Source organism: Thermodesulfobacteriota bacterium (genome assembly GCA_040758155.1).
GTDB lineage: Bacteria > Desulfobacterota > Deferrimicrobia > Deferrimicrobiales > Deferrimicrobiaceae > UBA2219.
The window spans coordinates 1-23,239 of the sequence record JBFLWB010000161.1; the positions used below are offsets into that span (position 1 = coordinate 1).

Annotated in this window: 24 protein-coding genes and 1 pseudogene; 19 read left to right on the forward strand and 6 right to left on the reverse strand. The window is 66.6% G+C overall.

From position 1 onward, the window contains the following. Positions 1-510: TetR/AcrR family transcriptional regulator (locus AB1346_11260; protein MEW6721017.1), on the forward strand; the 510-nt coding region annotated here is incomplete at its 5' end. A gap of 7 nt (positions 511-517) precedes the next feature. Here AB1346_11260 and AB1346_11265 read toward each other — a convergent pair. Both AB1346_11265 and AB1346_11270 read right to left on the reverse strand, forming a co-directional pair. After that, positions 518-2,107 carry an ADP-ribosylglycohydrolase family protein gene (locus tag AB1346_11265; GenBank protein ID MEW6721018.1) on the reverse strand — a complete coding sequence of 530 codons (1,590 nt, stop codon included), beginning with the start codon at positions 2,105-2,107 and terminating at the stop codon, positions 518-520. Positions 2,108-2,173: 66 nt separating this feature from the next. After that, on the reverse strand, positions 2,174-4,204 hold the full coding sequence (locus tag AB1346_11270; GenBank protein ID MEW6721019.1) for a heterodisulfide reductase-related iron-sulfur binding cluster: 2,031 nt from the start codon (positions 4,202-4,204) through the stop codon (positions 2,174-2,176). Between the two features lie 93 nt (positions 4,205-4,297). On the opposite strand from AB1346_11270, the gene AB1346_11275 reads away from it, so the two are divergent. From AB1346_11275 to AB1346_11335, 13 genes and pseudogenes are all read left to right on the forward strand, one after another. Beyond that, positions 4,298-5,065, forward strand: coding sequence for an alpha/beta hydrolase (locus AB1346_11275; protein MEW6721020.1), 768 nt, complete (start codon positions 4,298-4,300; stop codon positions 5,063-5,065). Between the two features lie 48 nt (positions 5,066-5,113). Further along, complete coding sequence (locus AB1346_11280) at positions 5,114-6,505, forward strand: FAD-linked oxidase C-terminal domain-containing protein (GenBank protein ID MEW6721021.1); 1,392 nt, start codon at positions 5,114-5,116, stop codon at positions 6,503-6,505. After that, positions 6,502-7,764 carry a (Fe-S)-binding protein gene (locus AB1346_11285; protein ID MEW6721022.1) on the forward strand — a complete coding sequence of 421 codons (1,263 nt, stop codon included), beginning with the start codon at positions 6,502-6,504 and terminating at the stop codon, positions 7,762-7,764. Before AB1346_11280 ends, AB1346_11285 begins: the two co-directional genes overlap by 4 nt. A gap of 24 nt (positions 7,765-7,788) precedes the next feature. Then, positions 7,789-8,373, forward strand: a complete 585-nt coding sequence (locus AB1346_11290) for a tetratricopeptide repeat protein (GenBank protein MEW6721023.1) — start codon at positions 7,789-7,791, stop codon at positions 8,371-8,373. Continuing rightward, on the forward strand, positions 8,370-8,732 hold the full coding sequence (locus AB1346_11295) for a DUF192 domain-containing protein (protein MEW6721024.1): 363 nt from the start codon (positions 8,370-8,372) through the stop codon (positions 8,730-8,732). Before AB1346_11290 ends, AB1346_11295 begins: the two co-directional genes overlap by 4 nt. 33 nt (positions 8,733-8,765) lie before the next feature. Next, on the forward strand, positions 8,766-9,494 hold the full coding sequence (locus tag AB1346_11300) for a biotin--[acetyl-CoA-carboxylase] ligase (protein MEW6721025.1): 729 nt from the start codon (positions 8,766-8,768) through the stop codon (positions 9,492-9,494). Beyond that, positions 9,482-10,246 (forward strand): type III pantothenate kinase, encoded by a 765-nt coding sequence (locus AB1346_11305; protein ID MEW6721026.1) that lies wholly within the window; start codon positions 9,482-9,484, stop codon positions 10,244-10,246. The genes AB1346_11300 and AB1346_11305 overlap by 13 nt, the downstream gene beginning before the upstream one ends. A 19-nt stretch (positions 10,247-10,265) precedes the next feature. Further along, entirely contained in the window at positions 10,266-12,350 is a 2,085-nt protein-coding gene (gene fusA, locus AB1346_11310; GenBank protein ID MEW6721027.1) for an elongation factor G, read from the forward strand. Further along, on the forward strand, positions 12,347-12,769 hold the full coding sequence (locus AB1346_11315) for a hypothetical protein (protein ID MEW6721028.1): 423 nt from the start codon (positions 12,347-12,349) through the stop codon (positions 12,767-12,769). The genes fusA and AB1346_11315 overlap by 4 nt, the downstream gene beginning before the upstream one ends. A gap of 16 nt (positions 12,770-12,785) precedes the next feature. After that, a pseudogene (locus tag AB1346_11320) lies at positions 12,786-13,364 on the forward strand (ADP-ribosylation factor-like protein). Positions 13,365-13,769: 405 nt separating this feature from the next. Beyond that, positions 13,770-15,209: a diguanylate cyclase gene (locus tag AB1346_11325; GenBank protein ID MEW6721029.1), complete on the forward strand. Its 1,440-nt coding sequence runs from the start codon at positions 13,770-13,772 to the stop codon at positions 15,207-15,209. 277 nt (positions 15,210-15,486) lie between these two features. Continuing rightward, complete coding sequence (locus AB1346_11330; GenBank protein ID MEW6721030.1) at positions 15,487-15,789, forward strand: type II toxin-antitoxin system HigB family toxin; 303 nt, start codon at positions 15,487-15,489, stop codon at positions 15,787-15,789. Between the two features lie 14 nt (positions 15,790-15,803). Next, complete coding sequence (locus AB1346_11335) at positions 15,804-16,178, forward strand: transcriptional regulator (protein MEW6721031.1); 375 nt, start codon at positions 15,804-15,806, stop codon at positions 16,176-16,178. 9 nt (positions 16,179-16,187) lie between these two features. Here the strand turns inward: AB1346_11335 and larE are convergent, their stop codons facing one another. From larE to AB1346_11350, 3 genes are read right to left on the reverse strand one after another with little or no spacing between them, the layout of a single operon-like run. After that, on the reverse strand, positions 16,188-17,048 hold the full coding sequence (gene larE, locus AB1346_11340) for an ATP-dependent sacrificial sulfur transferase LarE (protein MEW6721032.1): 861 nt from the start codon (positions 17,046-17,048) through the stop codon (positions 16,188-16,190). Next, on the reverse strand, positions 17,032-18,069 hold the full coding sequence (locus AB1346_11345) for a 7-cyano-7-deazaguanine synthase (GenBank protein MEW6721033.1): 1,038 nt from the start codon (positions 18,067-18,069) through the stop codon (positions 17,032-17,034). Before AB1346_11345 ends, larE begins: the two co-directional genes overlap by 17 nt. After that, a complete protein-coding gene (locus AB1346_11350; GenBank protein ID MEW6721034.1) occupies positions 18,066-18,878 on the reverse strand; it encodes a HesA/MoeB/ThiF family protein in 813 nt (270 codons plus the stop codon). The genes AB1346_11345 and AB1346_11350 overlap by 4 nt, the downstream gene beginning before the upstream one ends. 47 nt (positions 18,879-18,925) lie before the next feature. Between AB1346_11350 and AB1346_11355 the strand changes: the two genes are divergently transcribed. From AB1346_11355 to AB1346_11370, 4 genes are all read left to right on the forward strand, one after another. Then, on the forward strand, positions 18,926-20,074 hold the full coding sequence (locus tag AB1346_11355; protein MEW6721035.1) for an aminotransferase class V-fold PLP-dependent enzyme: 1,149 nt from the start codon (positions 18,926-18,928) through the stop codon (positions 20,072-20,074). A gap of 20 nt (positions 20,075-20,094) precedes the next feature. Continuing rightward, a complete protein-coding gene (locus AB1346_11360) occupies positions 20,095-20,862 on the forward strand; it encodes a DUF169 domain-containing protein (protein ID MEW6721036.1) in 768 nt (255 codons plus the stop codon). A gap of 145 nt (positions 20,863-21,007) precedes the next feature. Next, the gene (locus AB1346_11365; GenBank protein ID MEW6721037.1) at positions 21,008-21,430 is read left to right on the forward strand and encodes an antitoxin Xre/MbcA/ParS toxin-binding domain-containing protein; all 423 of its coding nucleotides are present in this window, start codon (positions 21,008-21,010) and stop codon (positions 21,428-21,430) included. Further along, positions 21,414-21,911, forward strand: a complete 498-nt coding sequence (locus AB1346_11370; GenBank protein ID MEW6721038.1) for an RES domain-containing protein — start codon at positions 21,414-21,416, stop codon at positions 21,909-21,911. The genes AB1346_11365 and AB1346_11370 overlap by 17 nt, the downstream gene beginning before the upstream one ends. 36 nt (positions 21,912-21,947) lie before the next feature. Here the strand turns inward: AB1346_11370 and AB1346_11375 are convergent, their stop codons facing one another. Beyond that, complete coding sequence (locus AB1346_11375) at positions 21,948-23,030, reverse strand: DUF362 domain-containing protein (protein MEW6721039.1); 1,083 nt, start codon at positions 23,028-23,030, stop codon at positions 21,948-21,950. Between the two features lie 63 nt (positions 23,031-23,093). On the opposite strand from AB1346_11375, the gene AB1346_11380 reads away from it, so the two are divergent. After that, positions 23,094-23,239: CarD family transcriptional regulator (locus AB1346_11380; GenBank protein MEW6721040.1), on the forward strand; the 146-nt coding region annotated here is incomplete at its 3' end.

The window sequence follows — 23,239 nt, forward strand, 5'->3', positions numbered from 1 at the left end:
GAGATCGCCCGGGCCTCCGGCGTGGCGGACGGGACCATCTACCTGTATTTCCAGAACAAGGACGACCTGCTGATCTCCCTTTTCGAAGAGAAGATGGACGAGATCGTGTCCGGCGTGAAGACGCGGATCCAGGCCGGCGAAAATGCCCTGGAAAAGCTGAAGATCTTCATAGAGAACCACATGACCCTCCTCGAGAGCGAGGGGGGGCTCATCGAGGTGATCCAGGTGGAGCTGCGGCAGAGCAGCAAGTTCCTGAAGGATTACACGCCGGTGAAATTCTTCGAATACCTGGACGTCCTGTCGGGGATCATCGAAGAGGGGGTGGCCGCCGGGCTCTTCCGCGCGGACATGAACGTCGGCGTCGCGCGCCGCGTCGTCTTCGGGGCGATGGACGAGCTGTCCCGGACTTACATCCTCTCGAAGCGGCAGAAGTTCCAGCCGTCCGTCACGTCGGCCGAAGTGTTCCGCATCCTGTCGGAAGGGATGCTCGTCCAGCGATCGACGGACTGAGCCTTCCTCAACCTTCCCGGGTCGCGAGGGCATGCAGCGCCTCCGCGGCTTCCGAGAGCTCTTCCCGAAGCGGCAGACGCGCAAGGAACCGGTTCGGGATCCCCGCGCGCCCGACGTAGGCGCCGCACATGGCGCCCGCCAACGCCCCGATCGCCCGCGCATCGCCGCCCTGGCCGATCGCGTTCAGGACGGCGTCCTCGAACCCTCCCGGCGACCTCAGGAAACATCCTTGAGCGAAGACGACCCCCTCGTGGGCGGATTCGCCGTTGCCGAGCGCTTCCTGCATCTCGGGGACCGGCGCCCTGCGCAGCAGGAGGGCGGGCAGCTCGGCGCCCAGTCTCCTCCCCACGGTGGCGGGAGACCGGCCGACGCGCGGCTTCGCCCCGCGCTCCGGCTCGATACCGGAAACCAGCGGGGAAAGCGTCCTCGGGAAGGAGAGCACGTCGAGCGACCCGGGCGGGGAGTGCAGCGCCTTTGCGACGGCGCACGCCTGCGCGACGGCTCCCGCGATCGCCCCCGCGTTCGGGTGCGTCAGCGACGCGAAGATGCCGGCTTCGAGCTTGAGCCGCCGGAAGTTCCCGGCGCGCAGCAGCGCCAGCGGGAGGACGAGCGCGGCGGGAACGCTCTCCGGCAGATTCTCGCCCGCCTCGTGCCACGGAAGCCCCCGCTCCAGGAGGTTCCGCGCGAAGCCGAGCATCCCCGCCGGGTCCTCCCTGCGGACGGAGCGGGCCAGCGCCGCGGCGGTCTTCGACGGGTCGAGGATCCCGTCGGGAAGGAGGGAGCGGGCGGCCGAGAGCAGCGGCGAGCTTTCGGGGAGGCCGGAAGCCCCCCGGACGGTGAGGATCTCCGGGATGTCCATCGCGTCCCCGTACAGCTCCCGGATGTCCCTCGATGAAAGGCCCTGCGTCACGATCCCCATCGCATCGCCGGCCGCCGCGCCGAGCATCGCGCCAAGGTAACGGTCCCGGTAATCGATCCCTTCGAGGAAGGCGAAGGAGATCTCCTCCCCGCGGGACAGGAACGGGGGGATCCGGTTCTTCCGGACCAGGAACTGATAGATCGCCTCCGGCTCCCCCGCGAACAGGAGCGGCTGCTCCGACTCCCGGGCGGCGGCGCGGCGCGCCTTCTGTTCGGCGACCCGCGCGATCGACTGGACCAGCTCCCAGAAGTCCTCGTTTCCCTGGAGCGGAAGCTGGGGGAGGGCGGCGCGCAGGCGGGAGATCGTTTCCGCGGGATCCTCCAGGACGGAGGACGGCTGCTGTCCGTCCGCTTCCTGCCGTTGCCGGTCGGCCCGGGCGGGCGGAGGTTCCTCCGCGGGCGGTTCCGCCGGCCGGGAATCGGGGATCGGAAGATAGTCCCCATAATGCATGCCGCAGATCTTCCGGACCTGGCCTGTGGAGAACTGCATGGCGCCCAGGATCCGGAAGAGGGTCTCGGGACGGGGTACGTGCCCCGTATAGACGACCTGTCGCAGGATCTCGTAACTGAGCCCCATCCCCGGGCGGTCGGCGTGGAACTTGCGCAGGGAAGGATACCCCAGCGTTTTCAGCCGCTTCTTCAGTAATGTCGAAAGGACGGTCTCGGCGTCGTTTTCCATGGCCATTCCGATTGTATAAAAACAAGTTTCGTTGATAAATATACAAGGGAAGTTGTTGTATTGCAACTACCCTTGTAACGATTCTGCGACCAGCTCCGCCAGGTCCTTGACCTTCACCGAATCCTCGAGGTTGTTGAACTTGATCGCGTCGTCGAACATGGTGAGGCAGTAGGGGCAGGAGGAGCCGATGACGTTGGAGCCGGTCTCCATCGCCTGGTCGAACCGCAGGTGGTTGATCCGTTTCCCGCCTTTCGCGTCCATCCACATCCCGCCTCCGCCGGCGCCGCAGCAGAAGCCCTCCTCCCGGCGCTTCTTCATCTCGTTGAGGGCGATGCCGGGGATGGCGCGGATCGCCTCGCGCGGAGCGTCGTAAATGTCGTTGTGGCGCCCCAGGTAGCACGAATCGTGGAAGGCGAGGGCGAGGCTGGCCGGCTTTTGCGGGACGAGCCGCTTCTGCGCGATCAGGTCGCGGACCAGGACGGAGTGGTGCGTCGCCTCGACGTCGACGCCGAACTGCGGGTACTCGTTCCGGAAGGTGTTGAAGCAGTGCGGACACTGCGTGATCACCTTCTTCACTTTGTAGTTCTTGAAGGTCTCCTTCACCATCTCGACCATCCCGAGCTGGAACAGCCCCTCTTCGCCCATCCGCCGGGCCGACTCGCCGCAGCACATCTCCTCGAGGCCGAGCGTCGCGTAGTTCACGCCGGCGCGGTTCAGCAGCGAGACGAGCGCGCGGGTCACCTTCTGGTTCCTCGGGTCGTACGCTCCCGCGCATCCCACCCACAGCAGGTACTCGAAGTCGGGCTTGTCCGCGGCGAAGGGCACCTCCAGCCCCGCGGCCCAGGCGATCCGGTCGTCCTGCGGCAGCCCCCACGGGTTCCCCGTGTCGCCCATTTTCCGCAGCGCGGTGCGCACCGTGTCGGGCACCTTCGAGGCCGCGACGTATCCGCGGCGCACGTCGACGATCATGTCGATGTGCTCGATGAGCACGGGGCACGCCTCCATGCAGGCGCGGCAGGTGGTGCATGCCCAGATCTCCTCCGGGGTGAGTACCTCGCGGACGAAGTCCGGTGCCGGCGGCTTCCCCGTGGCCTTGTCGATCTCCACCGTGGACGGGGCGAGGGCGGACCGGATCCCGATGTCGAGCCGGTCCTTCGTCTTGAGTATCACCTCCCGCGGAGAGAGCGGCATCTCCGCGGCGTAGGCGGGGCATTCGTCCTGGCACCTCCCGCACTTGGTGCACCCGTCCGCCGACAGTAGCTGCTTCCAGGAGAGGTCCTCCAGCGCGGCCACCCCCGGCTTCTCCTCCTCCTCTATGTTCGGCACCGGCTGGAGCGCCCCCTTCGGCCGGGAGGAGCGGAAGAAGACGCTAGCGGAACCCGTGCCCATGTGGATCATCTTCGAGAAGGGGATGGAGGCGAGGAAGCCGAACGCGAGCGCCAGGTGGAGCCACCAGAGAACCTTGTGGGCGGAGAGGATCGCGGGGAGCTCCATCCCGCCGTAGAGGGCCGGGGCAAGGAGGCTGGACACATACGAAACGGGGGCGGCCTTCGGGTTCGTGGCGGCGATGCGCGCCGCCTCGATCAGGAAGCCGGTGACCGCGATGGCGAGGAGGACGAGGAGCTGGAAATTGTCGTCGTTGTCCCGGGTGAGCCCCGGCGGGCGCACGGCCCAGCGGCGGAACAGGGCTGCCAGCGTCCCGAGGACCAGCAGCAGGCCGAACGTCTCGGCGAACAGCTTGAAGGCGAGGTAGAAGTTCCCGTCGAGGAAGACGATGCCCAGGTCGTATTCGACCGCCACCAGCGTGGTGACGACGATCAGCGCGAGGAACGAGGCGTAGATGCACAGGTGGATGAGCCCGCCCGCCTTCCGGCGCAGCACCCGGTCCTGGAGGAACGCGTACCGGACGAGGTCCTCGACGCGGTCCATCCACCCGTCGAACCGGTTCTCCCGCTCCGCGCGCCCCCGGAGGTACGCCGCGACGCGCTGCCATATCCCCCAGCCGGCGACGAGCAGCACCAGCCCGAACAGCGACCACATGACGACTGCCGCGGACTGCGGCAGGTTCCACAGGATTTCCCTGCCGACCGTCTTCATCGGTCCCGTTTCTCCCTCAAACGTTATTTGACAATCCGGATTATTGGATATACTTGTTCGGGAATCATATCCCAATCGGGGAGGATCCGGGAGATGCCGGAGATTTCGATACGGGAGGAAGTGGTCTGGTTCCAGGACAGCTTGAAACCGAGCCCGCGGGTCATATTGTTCCTCCACGGCGCCGGTGGATCGCACCACACCTTCCGGGACCAGTGGGCGCGGATGAAAGGCACGGCGCGCCTCGTCATCCCCGACCTACCGGGCCACGCGAAGAGCGGCGGGACGCCGTTCGAGACGATCCACGCCGCCGCCGACTGGGTCGGGGAATTCGTCGAGGAGCTCGGGCTGAAGAATTTCGTCCTCGTCGGGCACTCGATGGGAGGGGCGATCGCCCTGCAGGCCGCGCTGAACGAGCTTCCCGGGATCGACGCCCTCGTCCTCATCGCCTCCGGCGCGAAGCTGAAGGTCAGCGAGGAGATCGTCGCGTCGATCTCGACGCGCTTCCGGGAATTCGCGCCGGAGCTCGTGGACCGGATGCTGGGACGGGAAACCTCCCACGAGCTCCGCGACGACGTGCTCCAGGACGTCCTCTCCACGCGGCCGGCGACCTACCTGGCGGACTTCCGCGCCTGCACCGGCTTCGACGTGATGGACCGCATCGGGGCGATCCGGCTCCCCACGCTGGTGGTCAACGGCGCCGACGACCGGCTCACGCCGCTGAAGTACGGCGAGTACCTCGCCATGAACATCCCCGGGGCGGTGCTGAAGATCCTGCACGGCACGGGGCACCTGCCGATCTTGGAGCGGCCCAACGAGCTCAACTCGGTCATCACCGCCTTCATCCATTCGCTCGAGCCGTGAAGCGCCGCCCCGCGGCGCCCCGCGGGAGCGGTGTGGTATATTGAACCGATGGAAACATCGGCACTCTCCGCCCTCGGCGAGCTGCTGGGGAAACGCCTCCACACCTCCCTCGAGACGCGAACCTGCTACGCGATCGACGCCACACGGAAAAAGTTCCTCCCCGACGCGGTCGCGTTTCCGGAGAACGCGGAGGAGGTCCGGCGGATCGTCGGGCTGGCCAATCTCCACCGGTTTCCCGTCGTCCCCCGCGGCGCGGGGACCGGCTTCTCCGGCGGCTCCCTGCCGGTCCACGGAGGGCTCGTCCTCTCCCTGGAACGGATGGACCGGATCCTGGCGATCGACGCGGCGAACCTGTACGCCGTCGTCGAGCCGGGGGTGGTCACGGGGACGCTGAAGGATGCGGTCCGGAAGGCCGGCCTCTTCTACCCGCCCGATCCCGCCTCGCTGAACTTCAGCACCGTCGGAGGGAACATCGCGGAGTGCGCCGGCGGGATGTGCGCGGTGAAGTACGGCGTCACGCGGGACTACGTCCTCGCCCTCGAGGCGGTCCTCGGGACCGGCGAGCTCGTCCGCACGGGCGTGATCACGATGAAGGGCGTGGTCGGGTACGACCTGACGCGGATGCTCGTGGGCTCCGAGGGGACGCTCGGCATCGTCACGAAGGCGACGCTGCGGCTGATTCCGCACCCGGAAACGGTCACCACGCTGCTTGCGCTGTTCCCGGACAACCGGCGGTCCGCCGACGCCGTCAACGCGATCGTCGCCGCGCGGGTGACGCCGTCCGCGATGGAGATGATGGACCGCACGGCGATCGACTGCGTCCGGGAGACGATCCCCGTGGACCTGCCGGAGGGGACGCGCAGCGCGCTCCTGATCGAGGTCGACGGGGGCGAGCTTTCCGCGGCGCGGGACGCGGACCGGCTGGAGGAGGCGTGCCGCTCGTGCGGGGCCATCGAGGTGCGCCGGGCCTCCGACGCGCGGGGAAGGGACGAGCTCTGGAAGCTGCGCCGGTCGATCTCCCCGGCGCTGCGCCGGGTGGGGGCGGTCAAGATGAACGAGGACGTCGTCGTCCCGCGAAGCCGCCTCGCCGACATGTTCGATTTCCTGGCCGACCTCTCCGCCCGCAAGCGGGTGACCATCGTCAACTTCGGTCACGCGGGCGACGGCAACGTCCACGTGAACATCATGATCTCGGGGACCGACTTGGAGGAGTACCGGCGGGCCGAGGAGGCGGTCGAGGAGGTGTTCCGCGGGACGCTGGCCTTCGGCGGCACGATCACGGGGGAGCACGGAGTCGGGATCGTCAAGGCGCCCTTCCTCGAGATGGAGGTCGGGCCGGCGGGCGTCTCGGTGATGAAGCGCCTCAAGGAGTGCTTCGATCCCAACGGGATCCTGAACCCCGGCAAGATCTTCATGGAAGAGAAGGCGGGCCCCGCGTGAAGAATGACGCGCTCAAGGAGATGGCGGGGCTGTGCGCGAAGTGCGGGACATGCCGGACCGTGTGCACCCTCTATCCCCACCGGAAGACGGAGAACGCGGCGGCGCGCGGGAAGGTGCTGATCCTCGAGAGCGCGCTGTCCGGCGAGAACGCCGACCCGTCGGCGGTCCAGGAGGCGATGGCGGACTGCCTCCTGTGCGGGCGCTGCGAGCGGATCTGCCCCAACCTCGTCCTCTACGAGGAGATCGTCATGAAGGCGCGGGCCGACCTCGCGGACGAGGTCGGCGTCCCCGCGTGGAAGAGCGTCCTCTTCGGCAAGGTGATGCCGTCGGACCCGGCGATGCGCGTGCTCCGGAAGGCGGGCGCGGCCGCGGAGCGTCTCTTCCTGAAGAAGGTCCCCACGGGGAGCGGCCTGCATTACCGGTTCCCGCTCGGGTTCCTCGGCGGCGGCCGGACGGTCCCGAAGCTTCCGGCGAAGGGATTCATCGAATCGCTGGGGAAGCGCGAGGGATCGTTCGGCGAGGCGATGCTCTTCGTCGGCTGCGTGTTCGACCACCTCTATCCCGACGTGGGGCGCGCGGCCTACGAGACGATGAAGGCTTCGGGGAAGGCCGTTTCGGTGTTCCGCGGCGCCGCGTGCTGCGGACTCCCGGCGCTCGTCTCCGGCGACCGGAAATCCGCCCTCGAGAACATCGAGGCGAACCTGCGGCGGCTCCGCGAGGCGGCCCCGCCGGCGATCGTCTTTCCCTGCGGGTCGTGCCTCCTCATGTTCAAGAGAAACATCCCGATGCTGTTTCCGGAAGGGACTCCGCCCCACGAGGACGCGGCCTTCGTCGCGGGGCGGTCGACGGACTACGCGAGTTTCATCCTCGATTCCGGCGTCGTCGACCGGCTGCCGGACCCGCCGCCGGCGGAGCGCCCCGGAGAGATCGGTTACCACGATTCCTGCCACCTGACGGGCACCTTGGGGAAGGGGCCCGAGGCGAGGCGGGTGTTGGAGAAGGCCGTGGGCGGCGCGTTCCGCGAGATGGAGGGGGCGGACCTGTGCTGCGGGTACGGTGGAACCTTCAACATCCGGGACTACCCGACGTCGGCGCGGATCGGGGAGAACAAGGTTTCCGTCGCGGCGCGGGGGGGGACGAGGATCATCTCCGCCGCCTGCTCGGGATGCGTGCTCCAGATGAGGGACATGGCCGCCCGCACCGACCCGTCGCTGCGCGTCGTCCACATCGCGGAGCTTGTGAGGCGCGCCTTGTCATAGAAAGCGGTCACCAAGGAGGGGCTCATGTCGGGCATACGTTGGGAGAAGGACATCGAGACGGCGCTGGAAAAGGCGAAGGCCATGAGACGCCCGATCTTCCAGGACTTCTGGTTCGACGGCTGCGTCGGCTGCGCCAAGATGGACCTGGGGCCGTATTCGGACCCGTCCGTGATCGATTTCATCAACGCGGATTTCGTCCCGGTGAGGACGTTCAGCGACCTGGACAATCCCTCGGACCCGGTCGTCCGGATGGCCGTGAAGTGGACGCCCACGTTCTTCATCCTGGACGCGGAGGGGAAGAACCACCACTGGTTCGTCGGGTATGTGCCCGCCGAGGACCTCTTCGCCCATCTCTGGCTCGGCAAGGCGAAGATCCTCTACGACGCCGGCCGGCACGCGGAGGCGATCCCGGTGTTCTCGACGATCCTGGATCGCTACCCGGACGCGGGCGTGGCGCCCGAGGCGGCGTTTCTGCGCGGCGTCTCCGGCTACCGGTCCGCGCGCGACCCGAAGGAGCTGCGGAAGGCGTACGACCTGCTGGTCGAACGCTACCCGAGGAGCGAGTGGGCCCGCCGGGCGGAGCCGTACGCGGCGTTCCCCGCCGCATGATGGCCCGCAACGTGACCCGGGACGCGCTCCTCGGCGAGAGGATCCGTCCCGCGGAGGGCTTCCTCCCGAGGCTGAAAGGGCTGATCGGGGCGGAAGGCCTTTCCCCCGGCGAGGGGCTCTGGATCTCACCCTGCACGGGGATCCACTCTTTCGGGATGCGGTTCGAGTTCGACGCGGTCTTCTTGAGTCCGGACCGGAGAGTCGTCGGCTTGTACGAACGGTTCCGAAGAAACCGCATTTCCGGTTTTTACCGGTATGCGGCCGGGGTCCTCGAGCTGCCGGGAGGGGTCATCGAGCGGACCGGGACGCGACTGGGAGACGAGGTTCGCGTAGAAGGCGGCCCGCCATCTTTCGGTTGATTTCCATCGCCGCGAAATGCTTAATAGAACGACGTGATCCGCCTCGACGTTACGGACAGCACGAACAGCAGGGCGATGGCCCTGGCGGAGGACGGCGCCCCGCACGGGACGGTCGTCGTCGCGGACTCGCAGACCGGAGGACGCGGGCGCCAGGGGCGGCGGTGGATTTCACCGCCGGGCGTGAACATTTACGTTTCGCTGCTCCTTCGCCCCGACCTCCCGAACGCGCGGGTTCCGGCGCTCTCCCTCATGGCGGGCATCGCCCTCGCCGACGCGACGGACAGGGAGGGCGTCCCCGCCCTCCTGAAGTGGCCCAACGACCTGTACTTGGGGGAGCGGAAGGCCGCCGGGATCCTCGTCGAGACGGCGTTCGACGCGGGCCGTCTCCGTTACGCCGTGGTCGGCGCGGGGATCAACGTGAATCTGCCGGAGGAGGCGATCCCGGGCGAACTCCGCGGAAAGGCGACGTCCATGAGGATCCGGGCGGGCCGGGTCTTCGACCGGGAGGCGGTCCTGGCCGCGTTCCTCGACGCCTTCGCGGAGCGGTACCGGCAATACCTGGCCGGGGGATTCCCCGCGGTCCACGCGGACTGGGCGCGGAGAGACTTCCTCCGCTGGCGCCGGGTCCTTCTCTCCCGCCCCGGGGGGGAGGCGTGGGGGACCGCGCAGGGCGTGGACGAGGAAGGGGCGCTACGGTTCCGCCCGGACGGAACGGCAGCGATCGAGCGGGTGCACGGCGGAGAGATCTTATGCTTCTCGTGATCGACGTTGGGAACTCGAACACCGTCCTCGGCGTGTACGAAGGGGAGAAGCTCCTCCATCACTGGAGGGTCTGGACCGACCGCCAGAAGACCAGCGACGAGTACGGGATCCTCCTGCGCAACCTCTACGACGCCAGCCACTTCTCGTCCCGCGACATCAAGGCGATCGTCATCGCCTCCGTCGTCCCTCCGCTCACCCCGACCATCGTCGACCTCTGCGGCCGCTACTTCGGCGTGCCCCCCATGGTGGTGGGGCCGGGGATCAAGACGGGGATCTCCATCAAGATGGACAACCCCAAGGAGGTCGGGGCCGACCGGATCGTCAACGCCGTCGCGGCGTACGCGAAGCACAAAAAGGCCTCCATCGTCGTCGATTTCGGGACCGCCACCACCTTCGACTACGTGTCCTCGAAGGGGGATTACATGGGCGGCGTGATCGCCCCGGGGGTGAGCATCTCGGCCGAGGCGCTCTTCCGGGAGGCGTCGAAGCTCCCGCGCATCGAGGTGACGAAGCCCCCGACGGTGATCGGTAAGAACACGGTGGCGGCGATGCAGTCCGGCCTGTTCTACGGATACGTCGCGCTGGTCGACGGGATCATCGACCGGATCTGCCGGGAGGTGCGGATCAGCCCCCACGTGATCGCCACCGGCGGGCTGGCGCGGGAGATCGCGGCCGAGTCTTCCAAAATCCACGAAATCGATGAGAATTTGACTCTGGAAGGACTGCGTATTATATACGAGAGGAACATTTAGCCGAGGAGGGCATTTCAGAGTGGACATCCAGCAGATCAGGAACGTAGGGATCATCGCCCACGGGGGCGCAGGGAAGACGACCCTCGCGGAGGCGCTCCTCTTCAACGCGAAGGCCGTCGACCGGCTCGGGAAGGTGGATGACGGGAGCTCGAACTTCGACTACGACCCGGAGGAGATCCGGAGGAAGATCACGATCAGCACGTCCTTCCACCACTACGCCTGGAACAAGGTCGAAGTGACGGTCGCCGACACCCCCGGCTACATCAACTTCGAGGCGGACACGCGCGCGTGCCTGCGCATCCTCGACGGCGCGGTCCTCGTAGTGAATGCCGTCTCCGGCGTCGAGGTCCAGACCGAGAAGATGTGGAACCTGGCGCGCGCCGCCGACGTGCCGGTGATCGCGTTCGTGTCCAAGATGGACAAGGAGCGGGCCGACTTCGACAAGGCGGTCGCCGAAATGGCCGAGATCCTGAAGGTCCCCGCCGTCCCCGTGCTTCTCCCCATCGGGCAGGAAGCGAAGTTCTCCGGCGTGGTCGACCTGTTCCGGATGAAGGCGCTGGTCTACAAGGGCGAGACGGGAGAGTTCGCGCTCCAGGACATCCCCGCCGACATGGCCGCCGCGGCGGCGAAGGCGCGGGAGAAGCTCGTAGAGTCGTGCGCCGAGGCCGACGACGCCCTCATCGAGAAGTTCCTGGAGGGGACGGAGCTCACCGAGGACGAGATCCGCTCGGGCTTCCGCGCGGGCGTCCGCGCGATGAAGTTCCTGCCGGTGGCCTGCGGCTCCGCGGCGCGCAACATCGCGATCCAGCCGCTCATGGACCTGATCAACTTCGCGCTGCCCGACCCCTCGTACCGCAAGGAAGTCGCGGGGGCCAACCCGAAGACGAAGGCCGAAGAGAAGCGCGCCATCGCCGACAAGACGCCGTTCTCCGCCCAGGTGTTCAAGACGCTGGCCGACCCTTACGCCGGCAAGCTCTCCATCTTCAAGGTGTTCTCCGGGACGCTCACCCCCGACATGTCGCCGCTGAACACCACGAAGGACGCGTCGGAGCGGATCGGGCAGATCCTGCGGCTGGAGGGGAAGAAGCAGAAGGCCGTCGGGTCGGCCACGGCGGGGGAGATCGTGGCGGTCGCCAAGTTCAAGGAGACCTCCACCGGCGACACGCTGTGCGACCCGAAGGCGCCGATCCTCTTCCCGCTCCCGGAGACCATGGACCCGGTGATCTCCTTCGCCGTGCGGCCGAAGACGCGCAACGACGAGGACAAGCTGGGCGCCTCCCTCGCCCGGATGATCGAGGAGGACCCGACGCTGCGCTTCCGCAAGGACGCCCAGACCAACGAGTTCATCCTCGCCGGCATGGGGGAGACGCACCTCGAGGTGGCCGTCGAGAAGCTCAAGCGGCAGTACAGCGTAGAGGTAGAGCTGCGCACGCCGAAGATCGCCTACTTCGAGACCATCAAGGGGAAATCCGAGGCGCAGGGCAAGCACAAGAAGCAGTCCGGCGGCCGCGGCCAGTACGGCGACTGCTGGATCAGGATCGAGCCGCTCCCCCGGGGGAAGGGGTTCGAGTACGTCGACGCCATCGTGGGCGGGTCGGTCCCGCGGCAGTACATCCCCGCGGTGGAAAAGGGCGTCGTGGAGCGGATGTCCAAGGGCGTCATCGCGGGCTACCCGATGATCGACGTCAGGGTGACCATCTTCGACGGCTCCTTCCACACGGTCGACTCGTCGGAGATGGCGTTCAAGATCGCCGGCTCCCTCGCCTTCAAGAAGGCGGCGGCGGCCGCCAAACCGGTGCTGCTCGAGCCGATCGCCGAGATGGAAGTGGTCGTCCCCGAGGAGAACGTCGGCGACATCATCGGAGACCTGAACGGCCGGCGCGGCCGGGTGATGGGGGTCGACGCTCTCGGGAAGAGCCAGATCGTCCGGTGCCAGGTCCCGCTGGCCGAGGTGCTGCGCTATTCGTCCGACCTGCGCTCCATCACGTCGGGGCGCGGGCAGTTCACGATGAAGCTCGACCATTACGAGGAGGCGCCGGCGGTCGTCGCCGAGAAGGTGATCGCGGAATCGAAGAAGGAGGTCGGGGAAGAGGAAGAGGAGTGAGCGAGGAGGAACGCGCTTCCCTCGAGGCGCGGATCGCCGCCATGACGGTCCCCGAGAAGGTCGAGCTGGCCTCGAAGGGGAACCGGGAGTCGCTCAGGATCCTGTCCCGGGACTCGAGCACGATGGTGGCGCGGGCAGTGATCGGCAGCCCTCGGCTTTCGGACGAGGACATCGAGGCGCTCGCGTCCTCCTCCCTGACGAACGAGGAGATCCTGCGGGCCATCGCGGACAACCGCCAATGGACCGCGAACCGGAAGATCGTGGCCGCGATCGTGCAGAACCCCCGGACCCCGCCTCCGGCGGCGATCCGGTTCCTGCGGTCGTTCGCCTCGAGCGAATTGAGGATCCTGGTGAACAACCGCGGCATCTCCGCCGTCGTCCGCCAGGAGGCGAAGAGGCTGCTGGCCCAAAGAACTTAGGCGCACAGGAGAGAGCGTGGCACTGTTCAACTACGCGACCCGCGAGCTCAGCGCGAAGATCGTCTACTACGGCCCGGGGCTGTCCGGGAAAACCACCAACATCGAGATGGTCCACAAGATGCTGCGCCCCGAGCAGAAGGGGCGCCTGGTGTCGCTGCCCACCGAAACCGACCGGACCCTGTTCTTCGACTTCCTGCCGATCGACCTGGGCCAGATCAAGGGCTTCAAGGTCCGCTTCCACCTGTACACGGTGCCGGGGCAGGTGTTCTACAACGCGACCCGCCGGCTCGTGCTCCAGGGGGTCGACGGCGTCGTGTTCGTCGCCGACTCGCAGAAGGAAATGGCCAACAGCAACATGGAGAGCCTGAAGAACCTGATGGACAACCTCTCCAGCTACGGGAAGAAGCTCGAGGACCTGCCCTTCGTCATGCAGTACAACAAGCGCGACCTGAAGAACGTCATGTCGATGAAGGAGATGGACGCCGCGCTGAACTTCCTGCACGTCCCGACGTTCGAGGCCGTGGCGCCCGCCGGCAAGGGCGTCACCGAGACGCTGGTGGCCATCTCCCGGACCGTCTTCAACCATCTCCGCAAGACGCTCCTCATGCCGGGGGAGATGGCGTCGCAGGAAGGGCTGATGGAGCTGGCCGACGAGCGGATCCAGAGCACCTTCACGCAGCCGGAGCCGCAGCCGGAGCCGGAACCCGAGCCGCTCCAGGAGATCTCCGATGTCGAGGAGATCGTCGAGACGCCGATCGAGCTGGAGCTCGAACTGGAGCCGACCTCGCTGAAGACCCCATCGGTGAAGCAGCCCCCCGCCGCGGCGCCGTCGCCCGCGGTCACCGTCGAGGGACAGGAGGGAGGCCTCACCTTCCTGAAGTTCGAATCGCCGTTCGTCTCGCCGGAGGGGCACGCCGTCCTTCCGGCCGTCTTTCTCGACGGGGCGGGAAACCCCGTGCGCATGCGGATCCGGATCTCTTTCGAGGAGGAGCGGTCCTAAGTGTCCGAAGCGTTCACCGGCAGGGCCGGGGACATCCTCCGGTCGGCGAAACCGATTGAGGAGCGGCTCCGGGAGCTCTGCGGGGAGGTGTCCTCCTACGTGGGCGGCGGCGTGGTCTCGGTCCTGCTCTTCGACCGGGACAGCGAGGATTTCTTCGTCCGCTCCTCGACGCAGCGGCCGCACCCGTCCGCCCCGGAGATCCATTTCGCCTCGGAGGGGACCCTCGAGGAGCTCGCGCTGGCCGAGCGGAGGCCGATCGTTCTCGAGGAGCGGATGCCCCCGCCGGGCAGCCGGCGCCAGGGGGCGGTCCTGATACTCCCCCTGGTCTCCACGGGGGAATCCCACGGCGTGTTCGTCGTCCACTCGGTGTCCGAGGGGGGGATCGCCGGGGATCAGCGGGAGGCGCTGCTCGAGGTCTCGAAGGTGCTGTCCGACGCGGTGGGCGCGTCGCTCCGGGAGGAGTCCGCCGCCCTGCGGATGACCAAGATCGCCGCCATCAACGAGGCGGGCGTCAACATCATCTCCACCCTCGACCTCGGGCGGCTCCTCAACCTGGTCGCCACTTCCGCATGCCTCATCATGGAGGCGGAGACCTGCGTCATCCGCCTGCTCGATCCCCAGACGGGGAAGTACGGCATCCGGGAATGCTACGGCATGAAGACGGAAGGGGAGCAGAAGGACCTCTTCCTCCTGGACAAGAAGGCGGTCACCCGGGTCCTGAAGGGGGAGCCGTCGCTGCTGGTCCGCGAAATCGCCGAGGAGAGCGGATGGCAGGAGTTCTCCGACTCGGCCCGCACGCTGATCTGCCTCCCCCTCCGGGGAGACGACGGCGTCCTGGGCACCGTAACCATCTTCGACAAGTTCCCGCACAAGACCTTCTTCCCCTCCTCCTTCACCGCGGAGGACCTGAACACCTTCACCAAGTTCACGCGGTACGTCGAGAAGGCGGTCGCCAATGCCATCTCCTACGAGCGGAACGAGCGGCTGCGGAACCTGGACGAGGGGACCGGCCTGCCCACCCTGAAGTATTTCCAGGACCGCCTCCTGAACGAGATCAGCCGGGCCAAGCGGTTCCAGCGCCGGCTGGTCCTCATGATCTGCGAGGTGCAGGCGCGCGTCCCCGAGGAGTCGCAGCCCCGCGCCGGCCGGGAGGACAAGGTGATGCGCCGGGTGGCGAAGGCGATCCGCGACACCCTGCGGGAATACGACATCGTGGCGCGCATCAGCGAGGCGAAGTTCGGGATGATCCTGCCCGAGGCGGAAGACGGCAAGATGAGCGCCATCCCCCGCATCAAGCGGGCCATCGAGGCGGAGGCGGACGAGATCCGCAAGAAGACGCCGGACGTCCGCGTCGACGTCCGCTTCGGCCACGCCTCCTTCCCCGACGACGGCGACGACCACGAGAAGCTGATCTTCAAGTCGAACATTCTTCGGATGTGACCCGCAAGGGCACTCCGAAAGTCGAGAATTCCTCCCGCCGTCACGCAGGCATGTCGCTTCCCGAATTCCGGGGCCTTTGAGACCACAAGGGCGCCGGAACACCCTCTTTCCGTTGATAACGGCTCTGTCTACTGATCGATGGAGTATTTTCTTCGGGAGCTTGTGGTCTCAAAGCTACCGGATTTTACACCTCCATGGCCCTTTCAGGGGGGGACATACTTCGCTTCCAGCCGGGGAAGAAGTTGCATAAGTCCCAAATTGGGACTATGCTCGTCGTATGCGAGTTATCGCCCTTTCGGCATTGAAGAAGTTCTGGGACGATAACCCGGCATACATGGATGCTCGCGAGCCGACCCTGGCGTGGTACCGCCATGTCCTGAAGGCAGACTGGGCCTCTCCGGCGGACGTGAAGACGGATTTCGCAAAGGCGAGTGTGCTCAAGGGGGGAAGGGCCGTCTTCAATATCGGCGGCAACAAGTACCGGATTGTCGTTTGGATCAATTACCCGTATCGGGTCGTCTATGTCCGGTTCATCGGGACGCATGCGGAGTACGACAAGATCGACGCGCAAAAGGTTTGAAGGGAGAGACAGACATGGAAATTCGCCCCATCCGGACCAAGTCAGACTACCGGCGGACGCTGAAGGAAATCGAGACCCTCATGGACGCCGTCCCGAACACCGCGAAAGGCGACCGGCTCGACGTTCTCGTGACGCTCGTCGAGGCGTACGAGCGGAAACACTATCCGCTCGATCTGCCGGATCCTGTCGATGCGATCAAGTTCCGGATGGACCAGATGGGGCTTACCCCAAAGGACCTGGAGCCTATGATCGGCCGCCGCAACCGGGTGTACGAGGTGCTGAACCGGAAGCGCCCTCTGACGTTGAGGATGGTCTGGCGTCTCCATCGAGGCCTCGGCATTCCCGCCGAGAGTCTGATCCGGCCGCCGGCCGGCGACAGAGCGGCGTAAAGCGGAGTATCAGATGTCTTCGGGAGGGCCCTCGTCGACCAGCCTGCGCGCGGAGTCGGGCAGCTCCTCGTTCATGGAGCCGGTCCGGTAGCCCTTGAGGTCCACGGAGACGTAGAGGAAGCCGTTTTTCCGGAAGTGGGCGTCGATGGCGTCGGCCGTCTCCGGCTCGAAGAGGCGGGAGATCTCGTCGCGTCCCACCTCGATCCGGGCGACCGTGCCGTGGACGCGGACCCGGAACTGCCGGAAGCCGAGCCTGCGCAGCGCCTCCTCGCAGGAGTCCACCCGCGCCAGCGCCTCGCGGTCGATCTTCGTCCCGTACGGGAAGCGGGAGGCAAGGCAGGCGAACGAGCCGCGCTCGGCCGTCGGCAGACCGAACCGGCGGCTTAAACTCCGGATCGATTCCTTCGACAGGCCGGCTTCCTGCAGGGGGCTGCGCACGGAAAGCTCCCGCGCCGCGCGCCGGCCGGGGCGGAAGTCGCGGGTGTCGTCCGCGTTGGAGCCGTCGCAGACCGCCGCGTACCCTTCCTCCCGGGCGATCGCGGCCAGGATGCCGAACAGCTCCTTCTTGCAGTGGTAGCAGCGGTCGGGCGGGTTGTCCGCGAATCCCGGGATCTCGAGCTCGTCGGATACCACAACGCGGTGCCGCACCCCCCATGCCTTCGCGATCGCTTCCGCCGCCTCCCGCTCGGACGCGGGATAGGTGGGAGAGGTCGCCGTCACGGCGAGCACCCGGTCGCCCAACGCCTCCTTCGCGGCGTGCAGCAGGAAGGTGCTGTCGACGCCGCCGCTGAAGGCGACGACCGCCGACTCCATCTTCCGGAGGATGGAAAGCAGCGCTTCGTACCGTTCGAGGTCAGCAGAGGAGGCCATGCCCCACCTCCCCGAAGTCGCGGTTTTCCGGGACCCGCACCGTGCGCTCCCCGTCCGGGGAAAGCTCCCGGACTTCGAAGGGACCGGGGCGGGCCATGTCGCTGTACCTGGTCAGGATGCGGGAAAGCACCTCCATCCGCTCGGAGGGGTCCCCGCCGATCAAGGCGACGGAAGGGCCCGGATGGCTTTCCGAGACGTACACGGCGATCTTCCCGCGGCAGAGCGCCTCGAGCCGCCGGTTCTCTTCCTGGCTCTTGCCGACCACCGCCTTGACCGCGCCCACCCGGAAGTGGCGCCCGATCTTGAGAAGGTTCACGTCGAACATCCCGAAGCCGGGCTGGCGCTCCACGAGGTCGCGCACCTTGACGGAGAAGGTCCGGTCGGCCAGCAGGCACCCTCCGGCCGGGCACGGGTAGTCGCCGATCTTCCACTCCTCCGCGAGGCGCATCTGGTCCTTCCGGGAGCGTCCCTGGATCGCGAGCAGCTTCTCCCGGTCGACCCACCCCTCCCGCTCCGGCAGGGTGGGGGGCATATGGCGGGCGCAGAGCGGGCGCAGGACGATGTCGGCGCAGCCGCTGTGCTTTTCAATGCTCCGCAGCGCGTCGTCCCGCTGCGACATCGGGCGCTGGCCGATCACCTCGCCGGTGACGAGGAACGAGGCGCCGATCTCTTCCATGAACTCCCGCGCCTTCCGCAGGGTGAAGACCCGGCAGTCGATGCAGGGGTTCATCCCCTTGCCGCGGCCGTGCCGGGGGGAGCGGATCAGCTCCAGGTACTCCTCGCCTTTTGAAACGGTGCGGATGGGGATCCCCATCCGGTCGGCGACGATCCGCGCCTGCGAATGGCACCCCGCACCCGCTCCCTTTCCCGGGCGGTCGCAGGTGCAGAACGGAGAGGTGAAGTGGATGGCATGGACCTCGATCCCCTGATCGGCGATCATCCGGGCGGCAAGCGTGCTGTCGAGCCCGCCGGAGAGCAGGATGACCGCTTTCCGGCGCGCGGGGGGATGCATGGCGGTCATTGTACGGGAGCCGGCTCCTGTTCGTATTCCGCGGGGGAAAGCGGTTCCGCGATCCTCGGAGAGACGCCGCACGCGGGGCATGCGGGATCCTTCTCCACCGGGTAGCGCGACGTCTCGCCCGCGAGGGCGTCGACGGTGATCAGGTGACCTCCCGGCCGTGGACCGATCCCCGCCAGCAGCTTGACGGCCTCCATTGCCTGCCACGCGCCGACGATCCCGGCCGCCGCGCCCAAGATTCCCACCTGGACCGCACCCGGCGAGTCCTTCCGGGGAGGGATCTCGGGGATCACGCAGCGCAGGCACGCGGTCTCCCCGGGGACGACGGTCAGCATCTGCCCGGCGAACCGCATCACTCCGGCGTGCACGAGAGGGCGCCGTGCCAAAACGGCGGCGTCGTTGCAGAGGTATTTCGTCGGGAAGTTGTCGCAGGCGTCCACCACGGCATCGTACCGGCGGAAGAGCTCCGGCGCGTTCTCCGCGGTGAGCAGCATTGTGTAAACGTCCACGGCGAGGTCCGGCCGGAACGCGCGCAGGGTGTCCGCGGCTGATTCCGCCTTCCAGCGGCCGATCGCGGAGGCGGAATGGATGACCTGCCGGTTCAGGTTCGTCAGATCCAGCCGGTCGCCGTCGATCACGCCGATCCGTCCCACGCCCGCGGCGGCGAGGTACAGCAGGGCGGGCGACCCGAGCCCTCCCGCGCCGACGACCAGGACCGAGGCCCGGAACAGCCGTTCCTGCCCCTCTTTCCCCAGTTCCTTCAGGCGGAGATTCCGGTCGTACCGGAGCGCGTTTTCCTCTGACCAATTCATCCGGAATATTATAACGTATAAAAAAAGCGCTCTCCGGGAGGGACGCATTGCCCATCGACGTGGAGCCGATCCGTGCCGCGGAGTTCCCCGTCTCCGCGGAGTTCCTTTATTTCAACCATGCGGGCGTCTCGCCGATCCCTGCCCGTGCCGCGGAGGCGGGCATCCGGGAGTTCCAGCGCAGCCGCGACGAGGGAGCGTACCGGTCGTCGAAGTGGGGCGAGATCGCCCACGATGTCCGCGAGCGCTTCGCCCGGCTCGTCGGCGCCCAGATCGAAGAGATCGCCGTCGTCAAGAACACCTCCGAGGGGCTGTCGTTCGTGGCGGCGGGGTTCCCGTGGAAGGAAGGGGACAACCTGGTCACCGCGAACGTGGAGTTCCCGTCAAACGTCTATCCGTGGATGCGGCTCCGGACGCGCAACGTGGAAGTGCGGATGGTCGCCGCGAAGGACGGCAGGATCCGCAAGGAGGACGTGTTCGCCGCGTGCGACGGGAAGACGAGGCTGATCACCCTGTCCTCGGTGGAGTTCGCCAACGGCTTCCGCAACGACCTTTCGGGGATCGGTGAATACTGCCAGAAGCACGGGATCTTCTTCTGCGTCGACGCGATCCAGTCGCTCGGCGTCCTTCCGATGGACGTCAAGGCGTTCGGGATCGACGCGCTCTCCGCGGACGCCCACAAGTGGCTGCTGGCGCCGGAGGGGATCGGCGGATTCTACATCTCCCGCGACGTGATGGAGATGGTGGAGCCCGTCATCCTGGGCTGGCACTCCGTGAAGAACCGCTTCGACTTCGAGAATTACGATTTCCGCCTGTCGCCCGACGCGCGGCGGTACGAGCCGGGCAGCGTCAACACGGCCGCCTTGGCCGCCTTCGGCGCATCCATGGATCTGCTGCTGTCCATCGGCATCGACCGGATCTGGGAGCGGGTCCGGCGGCTCACGGAGCGGTTCTTCGAGAAGGCGCGGGAGGGCGGGTACGAAGTGGTCACCTCCGACCACCCCGAGGAGCGCTCCGGGATCGTGACGTTCCGCATCCCCGGGGTCGACAACGCCGCCCTTTGGAAGGCGCTGCACGCCCGGAAGGCGCTCTGCTCCCCCCGCGCGGGCGGGCTTCGGCTTTCGCCGCATTTCTACAACACGCCGGAAGAGATCGACCGGATGTTCGAGCTGATCCGGGAGGAACGAAGCCGGCTCTGAAAAAAGGAGGGATCGACACCATGGACATGGCGCTGAGGGACCGCTTTCTGGAGCTCTGGAAGAAATACTTCGAGGGGGCCGAAATCCCCCTCGCCTTCATGTACGCCGAGGATCCGCAGGATACCGAGAAAGTGCATCTTCCGAAGGAGCACCGCTGCTTCATCGGGGAGCTGGCGGCAGTCCGGCAGGGGAAATCGCTGCGCTTCGACGAGTACACGATCGGATGCCAGGGAGGGAAGAATTACCTCGGCTTTTCGCAGAGCCTCATGCCGAACTTCGAGCAGTTCCTCTCCTGCGGCATCCCGGGGAAGGTGGAAGGGGAGCGCTACAAGAAGACGCCGGAGCTGGTGAAGGAGTTTGTCACGCGGCAGCCGTCGTTCGAGGCGCCCGAGCAGTACATCGTGTTCAAGCGGTTCGACAAGCTCGGCTGGTCCGATCAGCCCGCCGCCGTCGTCTTCATCGCCCCGCCCGACGTCCTCTCGGGGCTGTTCACCCTGGCCAACTTCTCCGAGGCGGAGCCCAACGGCGTCTTCTGCCCCTTCTGCGCGGGCTGCGGCGCCATCGTCAAGTACCCGTACCTCGAGAACGCCTCCGAGCGCCCGCGGGCCGTGCTCGGCATGTTCGACGTCTCCGCCCGCCCTTACGTCGGCAAGACGGAGCTCAGCTTCACCGTGCCGATGAGCAAGTTCGCCGGCATGGTCGCCGACATGGAGGAGAGCTTCCTCACGACGAAGTCGTGGTCGCTCGTGCAGCGGCGGATCGCCCGGTCGGCCACCCCGGCGGGGTAATATTCAAGGCAGGAGAAAAGCGAGCACGGCCAATGCGGTGAGGCAGGCATGCCTCACCGCTGTTTTTTTTACGAGTTTCCTCTTGACCGGTCATGTGTCTTATGTGATAAATAAATTTAGATCAAATGAGAGAAAAGAGGGCGCCATGATCCGGGCCGCCGCCATCGCCGACGTTCTCGGGATCAAGGACAAGGTCCGGTCCCTTCGCGATCTCCAGGCGGAGGTCGAGCGCGGCCTCCCGAAGGCGTCGCTGCAACGCTGCGTCACCTTGATCATCAGCGACCCCAAGGAGCAGAAAAAGATCATCTACCGGATCGTCCCTTCGGCGACCTACCACCGCCGGAAGCGGATCCTGAAGATCGAGGAAAGCGAAAAGACCGAGCGGCTGGCGCGCGTGATCGCAACCGCCAACCATGTCTGGAACGACGAAGAGGACGCAAGGCGGTTCCTGACCTCTCCCCACCCGATGCTGGGGATGAAGACCCCGATCGAGGTATCCCATACGGAACTGGGGGCGCGCCGCATCGAGGAGATGCTCTGGAACCTGTTCCATGGTCTCCCGGCGTAAAGGGCCGCTTCGGGCCTGGCGGATCGGCGACGGCCGTCATCCCGTATTCGACGGGAAAGGGGCCCGGGATCGGGGAGGCCGCTGGAACAGCCCCGGGCGGGAGGCAATCTACGCCGCGGCGACGTATGCCGGGGCCATGCTCGAGCAGCTATCCTACGCGGGGATCGGGTTTCTCCCGAAAGGGCAAGTCTGGATCGAGATCCAAATCCCGGCGATCCCGATCGAGGTGGTGGAGTCGGGGGACGTCCCAGGGTGGGAACTGGAGGACAAGATCGCCAGCCAGGAGTACGGGGACAAATGGCTCGACGAAAACCGCACAGCCGTACTGTTGGTGCCTTCGGTAGTCTCCTCGGGGATCGAGAAGAACGTGGTCATCAATCCCGCCCACAAGGATTTCCCGCGCATCACCCATTCCGCCCCCCGCAAGATGGAATGGCATGAGCGCTTCCTTGTACCTCCTCCCGCCGGAAGGAAGAAATAACGCGAGCAGATGATTCGTAATCAGCAGGCCATCGCTCTATAAGGTCTTTAACCCGTACTCCCGCGTGCCCAGCCCGACCTCTTCCGCGTAGGAGAGCTGCACCGTCCAGTCGACGGTGGGGTGCGTCTTCCGGAAGGGGTCGGATCCCATCGCCTGGATCACGAGGTCCGCGCACGCCTGGTCGAGCGCGACGGGGTCGGCGGAGGCGAGGATGCCCACGTCGGGCGCGATCGGCCGGTCGTTGAAGCCGTAGCAGTCGCAGTACGGCGAGATCTGCGTAACGAAGTTCACGTAGAGGGTGGAGTTTTCCTTCCCCGCGACGGCGCCGAGGGCGTGGTCGACCATCTTCCGCTGGACGAGCGGGGAGGCCTCGTTCCAGTCCACATGAATTGTCTTTTCCGGGCAGACGACGATGCAGTCGGCGCAGCCGATGCACTCCGCCGCGGAGATGACCGCTTTCATGTCGACCACCCCGATCGCCCCGGAGGGGCAGTGGGCCACGCATGTTCCGCAGGCGGTGCAGCCTTCCGGATCGACGGCCGGGCCGACCGTCGAGTGCTGCACGAGCTTCCCGGCACGGGAGGCGCATCCCATCCCGAGGTTCTTCAGCGCCCCGCCGAAGCCGCTCAACTCGTGCCCCTTGAAATGGCTCGCCACGACCATCGCATCGGCGCGGGCGATCTCGGCGCCGATGGAAACCTCCCGGCATTCCCGCCCGTCCACCGGGACGCGGACGAAGCTCTCCCCCCGAAGGCCGTCGGCGATGACCAGGGGGGCGCCGGCGACGGAATAGGCGAACCCGTTCGTTATCGCGGTGGAAAGGTGGTCGACCGCGTTGCTCCGGGTCCCGACGTATAATGTATTGGTGTCGGTGAGGAACGGCTTCCCCCCGGCGGCGGCGATTTCCTCCACGATTCTGCGGATGAAGATGGGGCGGATGAACGCGGTGTTTCCTTTCTCCCCGAAGTGGAGCTTCACGGCGGTCAGCGCCTTGGGGGGGATCCGGTCCTTGAGCCCCGCGGCGCGCAGAAGCGCCCCGGTCTTGTCGAGAAGGCCCTTCCCCGGCCGGGCGGAAAGATCGGTGATCCATACGGGGGACTGGGTGCCTGTTCCGGCCATATCAACCTCTCATTGACGGATATCAGGAAAAGCAATATAATACATCAAAACAAAACCGACCATATGCTTCCCAGACGCGTAGAAGGAGAGACGGTGGTGACGTTTAAAATCGGGCAGATGGCGGTGTATCCCGCTCACGGAGTCGGAGTCGTCCAGGCAATCGAATCGAAAAGCTTCTCGAGCGGGAAGAAAGAGTCCTTCTACGTGCT

Excerpts from the sequence above, each read along its gene's own strand:
- AB1346_11360 (MEW6721036.1), top strand. The coding sequence starts at position 20,095 with ATGGACATGGCGCTGAGGGACCGCTTTCTGGAGCTCTGGAAGAAATAC.
- AB1346_11305 (MEW6721026.1), top strand. The coding sequence starts at position 9,482 with ATGCTTCTCGTGATCGACGTTGGGAACTCGAACACCGTCCTCGGCGTG.
- AB1346_11350 (MEW6721034.1), bottom strand. The coding sequence starts at position 18,878 with ATGAATTGGTCAGAGGAAAACGCGCTCCGGTACGACCGGAATCTCCGC.
- AB1346_11370 (MEW6721038.1), top strand. The coding sequence starts at position 21,414 with ATGGTCTCCCGGCGTAAAGGGCCGCTTCGGGCCTGGCGGATCGGCGAC.
- AB1346_11295 (MEW6721024.1), top strand. The coding sequence starts at position 8,370 with ATGATGGCCCGCAACGTGACCCGGGACGCGCTCCTCGGCGAGAGGATC.
- AB1346_11280 (MEW6721021.1), top strand. The coding sequence starts at position 5,114 with ATGGAAACATCGGCACTCTCCGCCCTCGGCGAGCTGCTGGGGAAACGC.
- AB1346_11330 (MEW6721030.1), top strand. The coding sequence starts at position 15,487 with ATGCGAGTTATCGCCCTTTCGGCATTGAAGAAGTTCTGGGACGATAAC.
- AB1346_11345 (MEW6721033.1), bottom strand. The coding sequence starts at position 18,069 with ATGACCGCCATGCATCCCCCCGCGCGCCGGAAAGCGGTCATCCTGCTC.
- AB1346_11290 (MEW6721023.1), top strand. The coding sequence starts at position 7,789 with ATGTCGGGCATACGTTGGGAGAAGGACATCGAGACGGCGCTGGAAAAG.
- AB1346_11335 (MEW6721031.1), top strand. The coding sequence starts at position 15,804 with ATGGAAATTCGCCCCATCCGGACCAAGTCAGACTACCGGCGGACGCTG.
- AB1346_11270 (MEW6721019.1), bottom strand. The coding sequence starts at position 4,204 with ATGAAGACGGTCGGCAGGGAAATCCTGTGGAACCTGCCGCAGTCCGCG.
- AB1346_11365 (MEW6721037.1), top strand. The coding sequence starts at position 21,008 with ATGATCCGGGCCGCCGCCATCGCCGACGTTCTCGGGATCAAGGACAAG.
- AB1346_11375 (MEW6721039.1), bottom strand. The coding sequence starts at position 23,030 with ATGGCCGGAACAGGCACCCAGTCCCCCGTATGGATCACCGATCTTTCC.
- AB1346_11265 (MEW6721018.1), bottom strand. The coding sequence starts at position 2,107 with ATGGAAAACGACGCCGAGACCGTCCTTTCGACATTACTGAAGAAGCGG.
- larE (MEW6721032.1), bottom strand. The coding sequence starts at position 17,048 with ATGGCCTCCTCTGCTGACCTCGAACGGTACGAAGCGCTGCTTTCCATC.
- AB1346_11275 (MEW6721020.1), top strand. The coding sequence starts at position 4,298 with ATGCCGGAGATTTCGATACGGGAGGAAGTGGTCTGGTTCCAGGACAGC.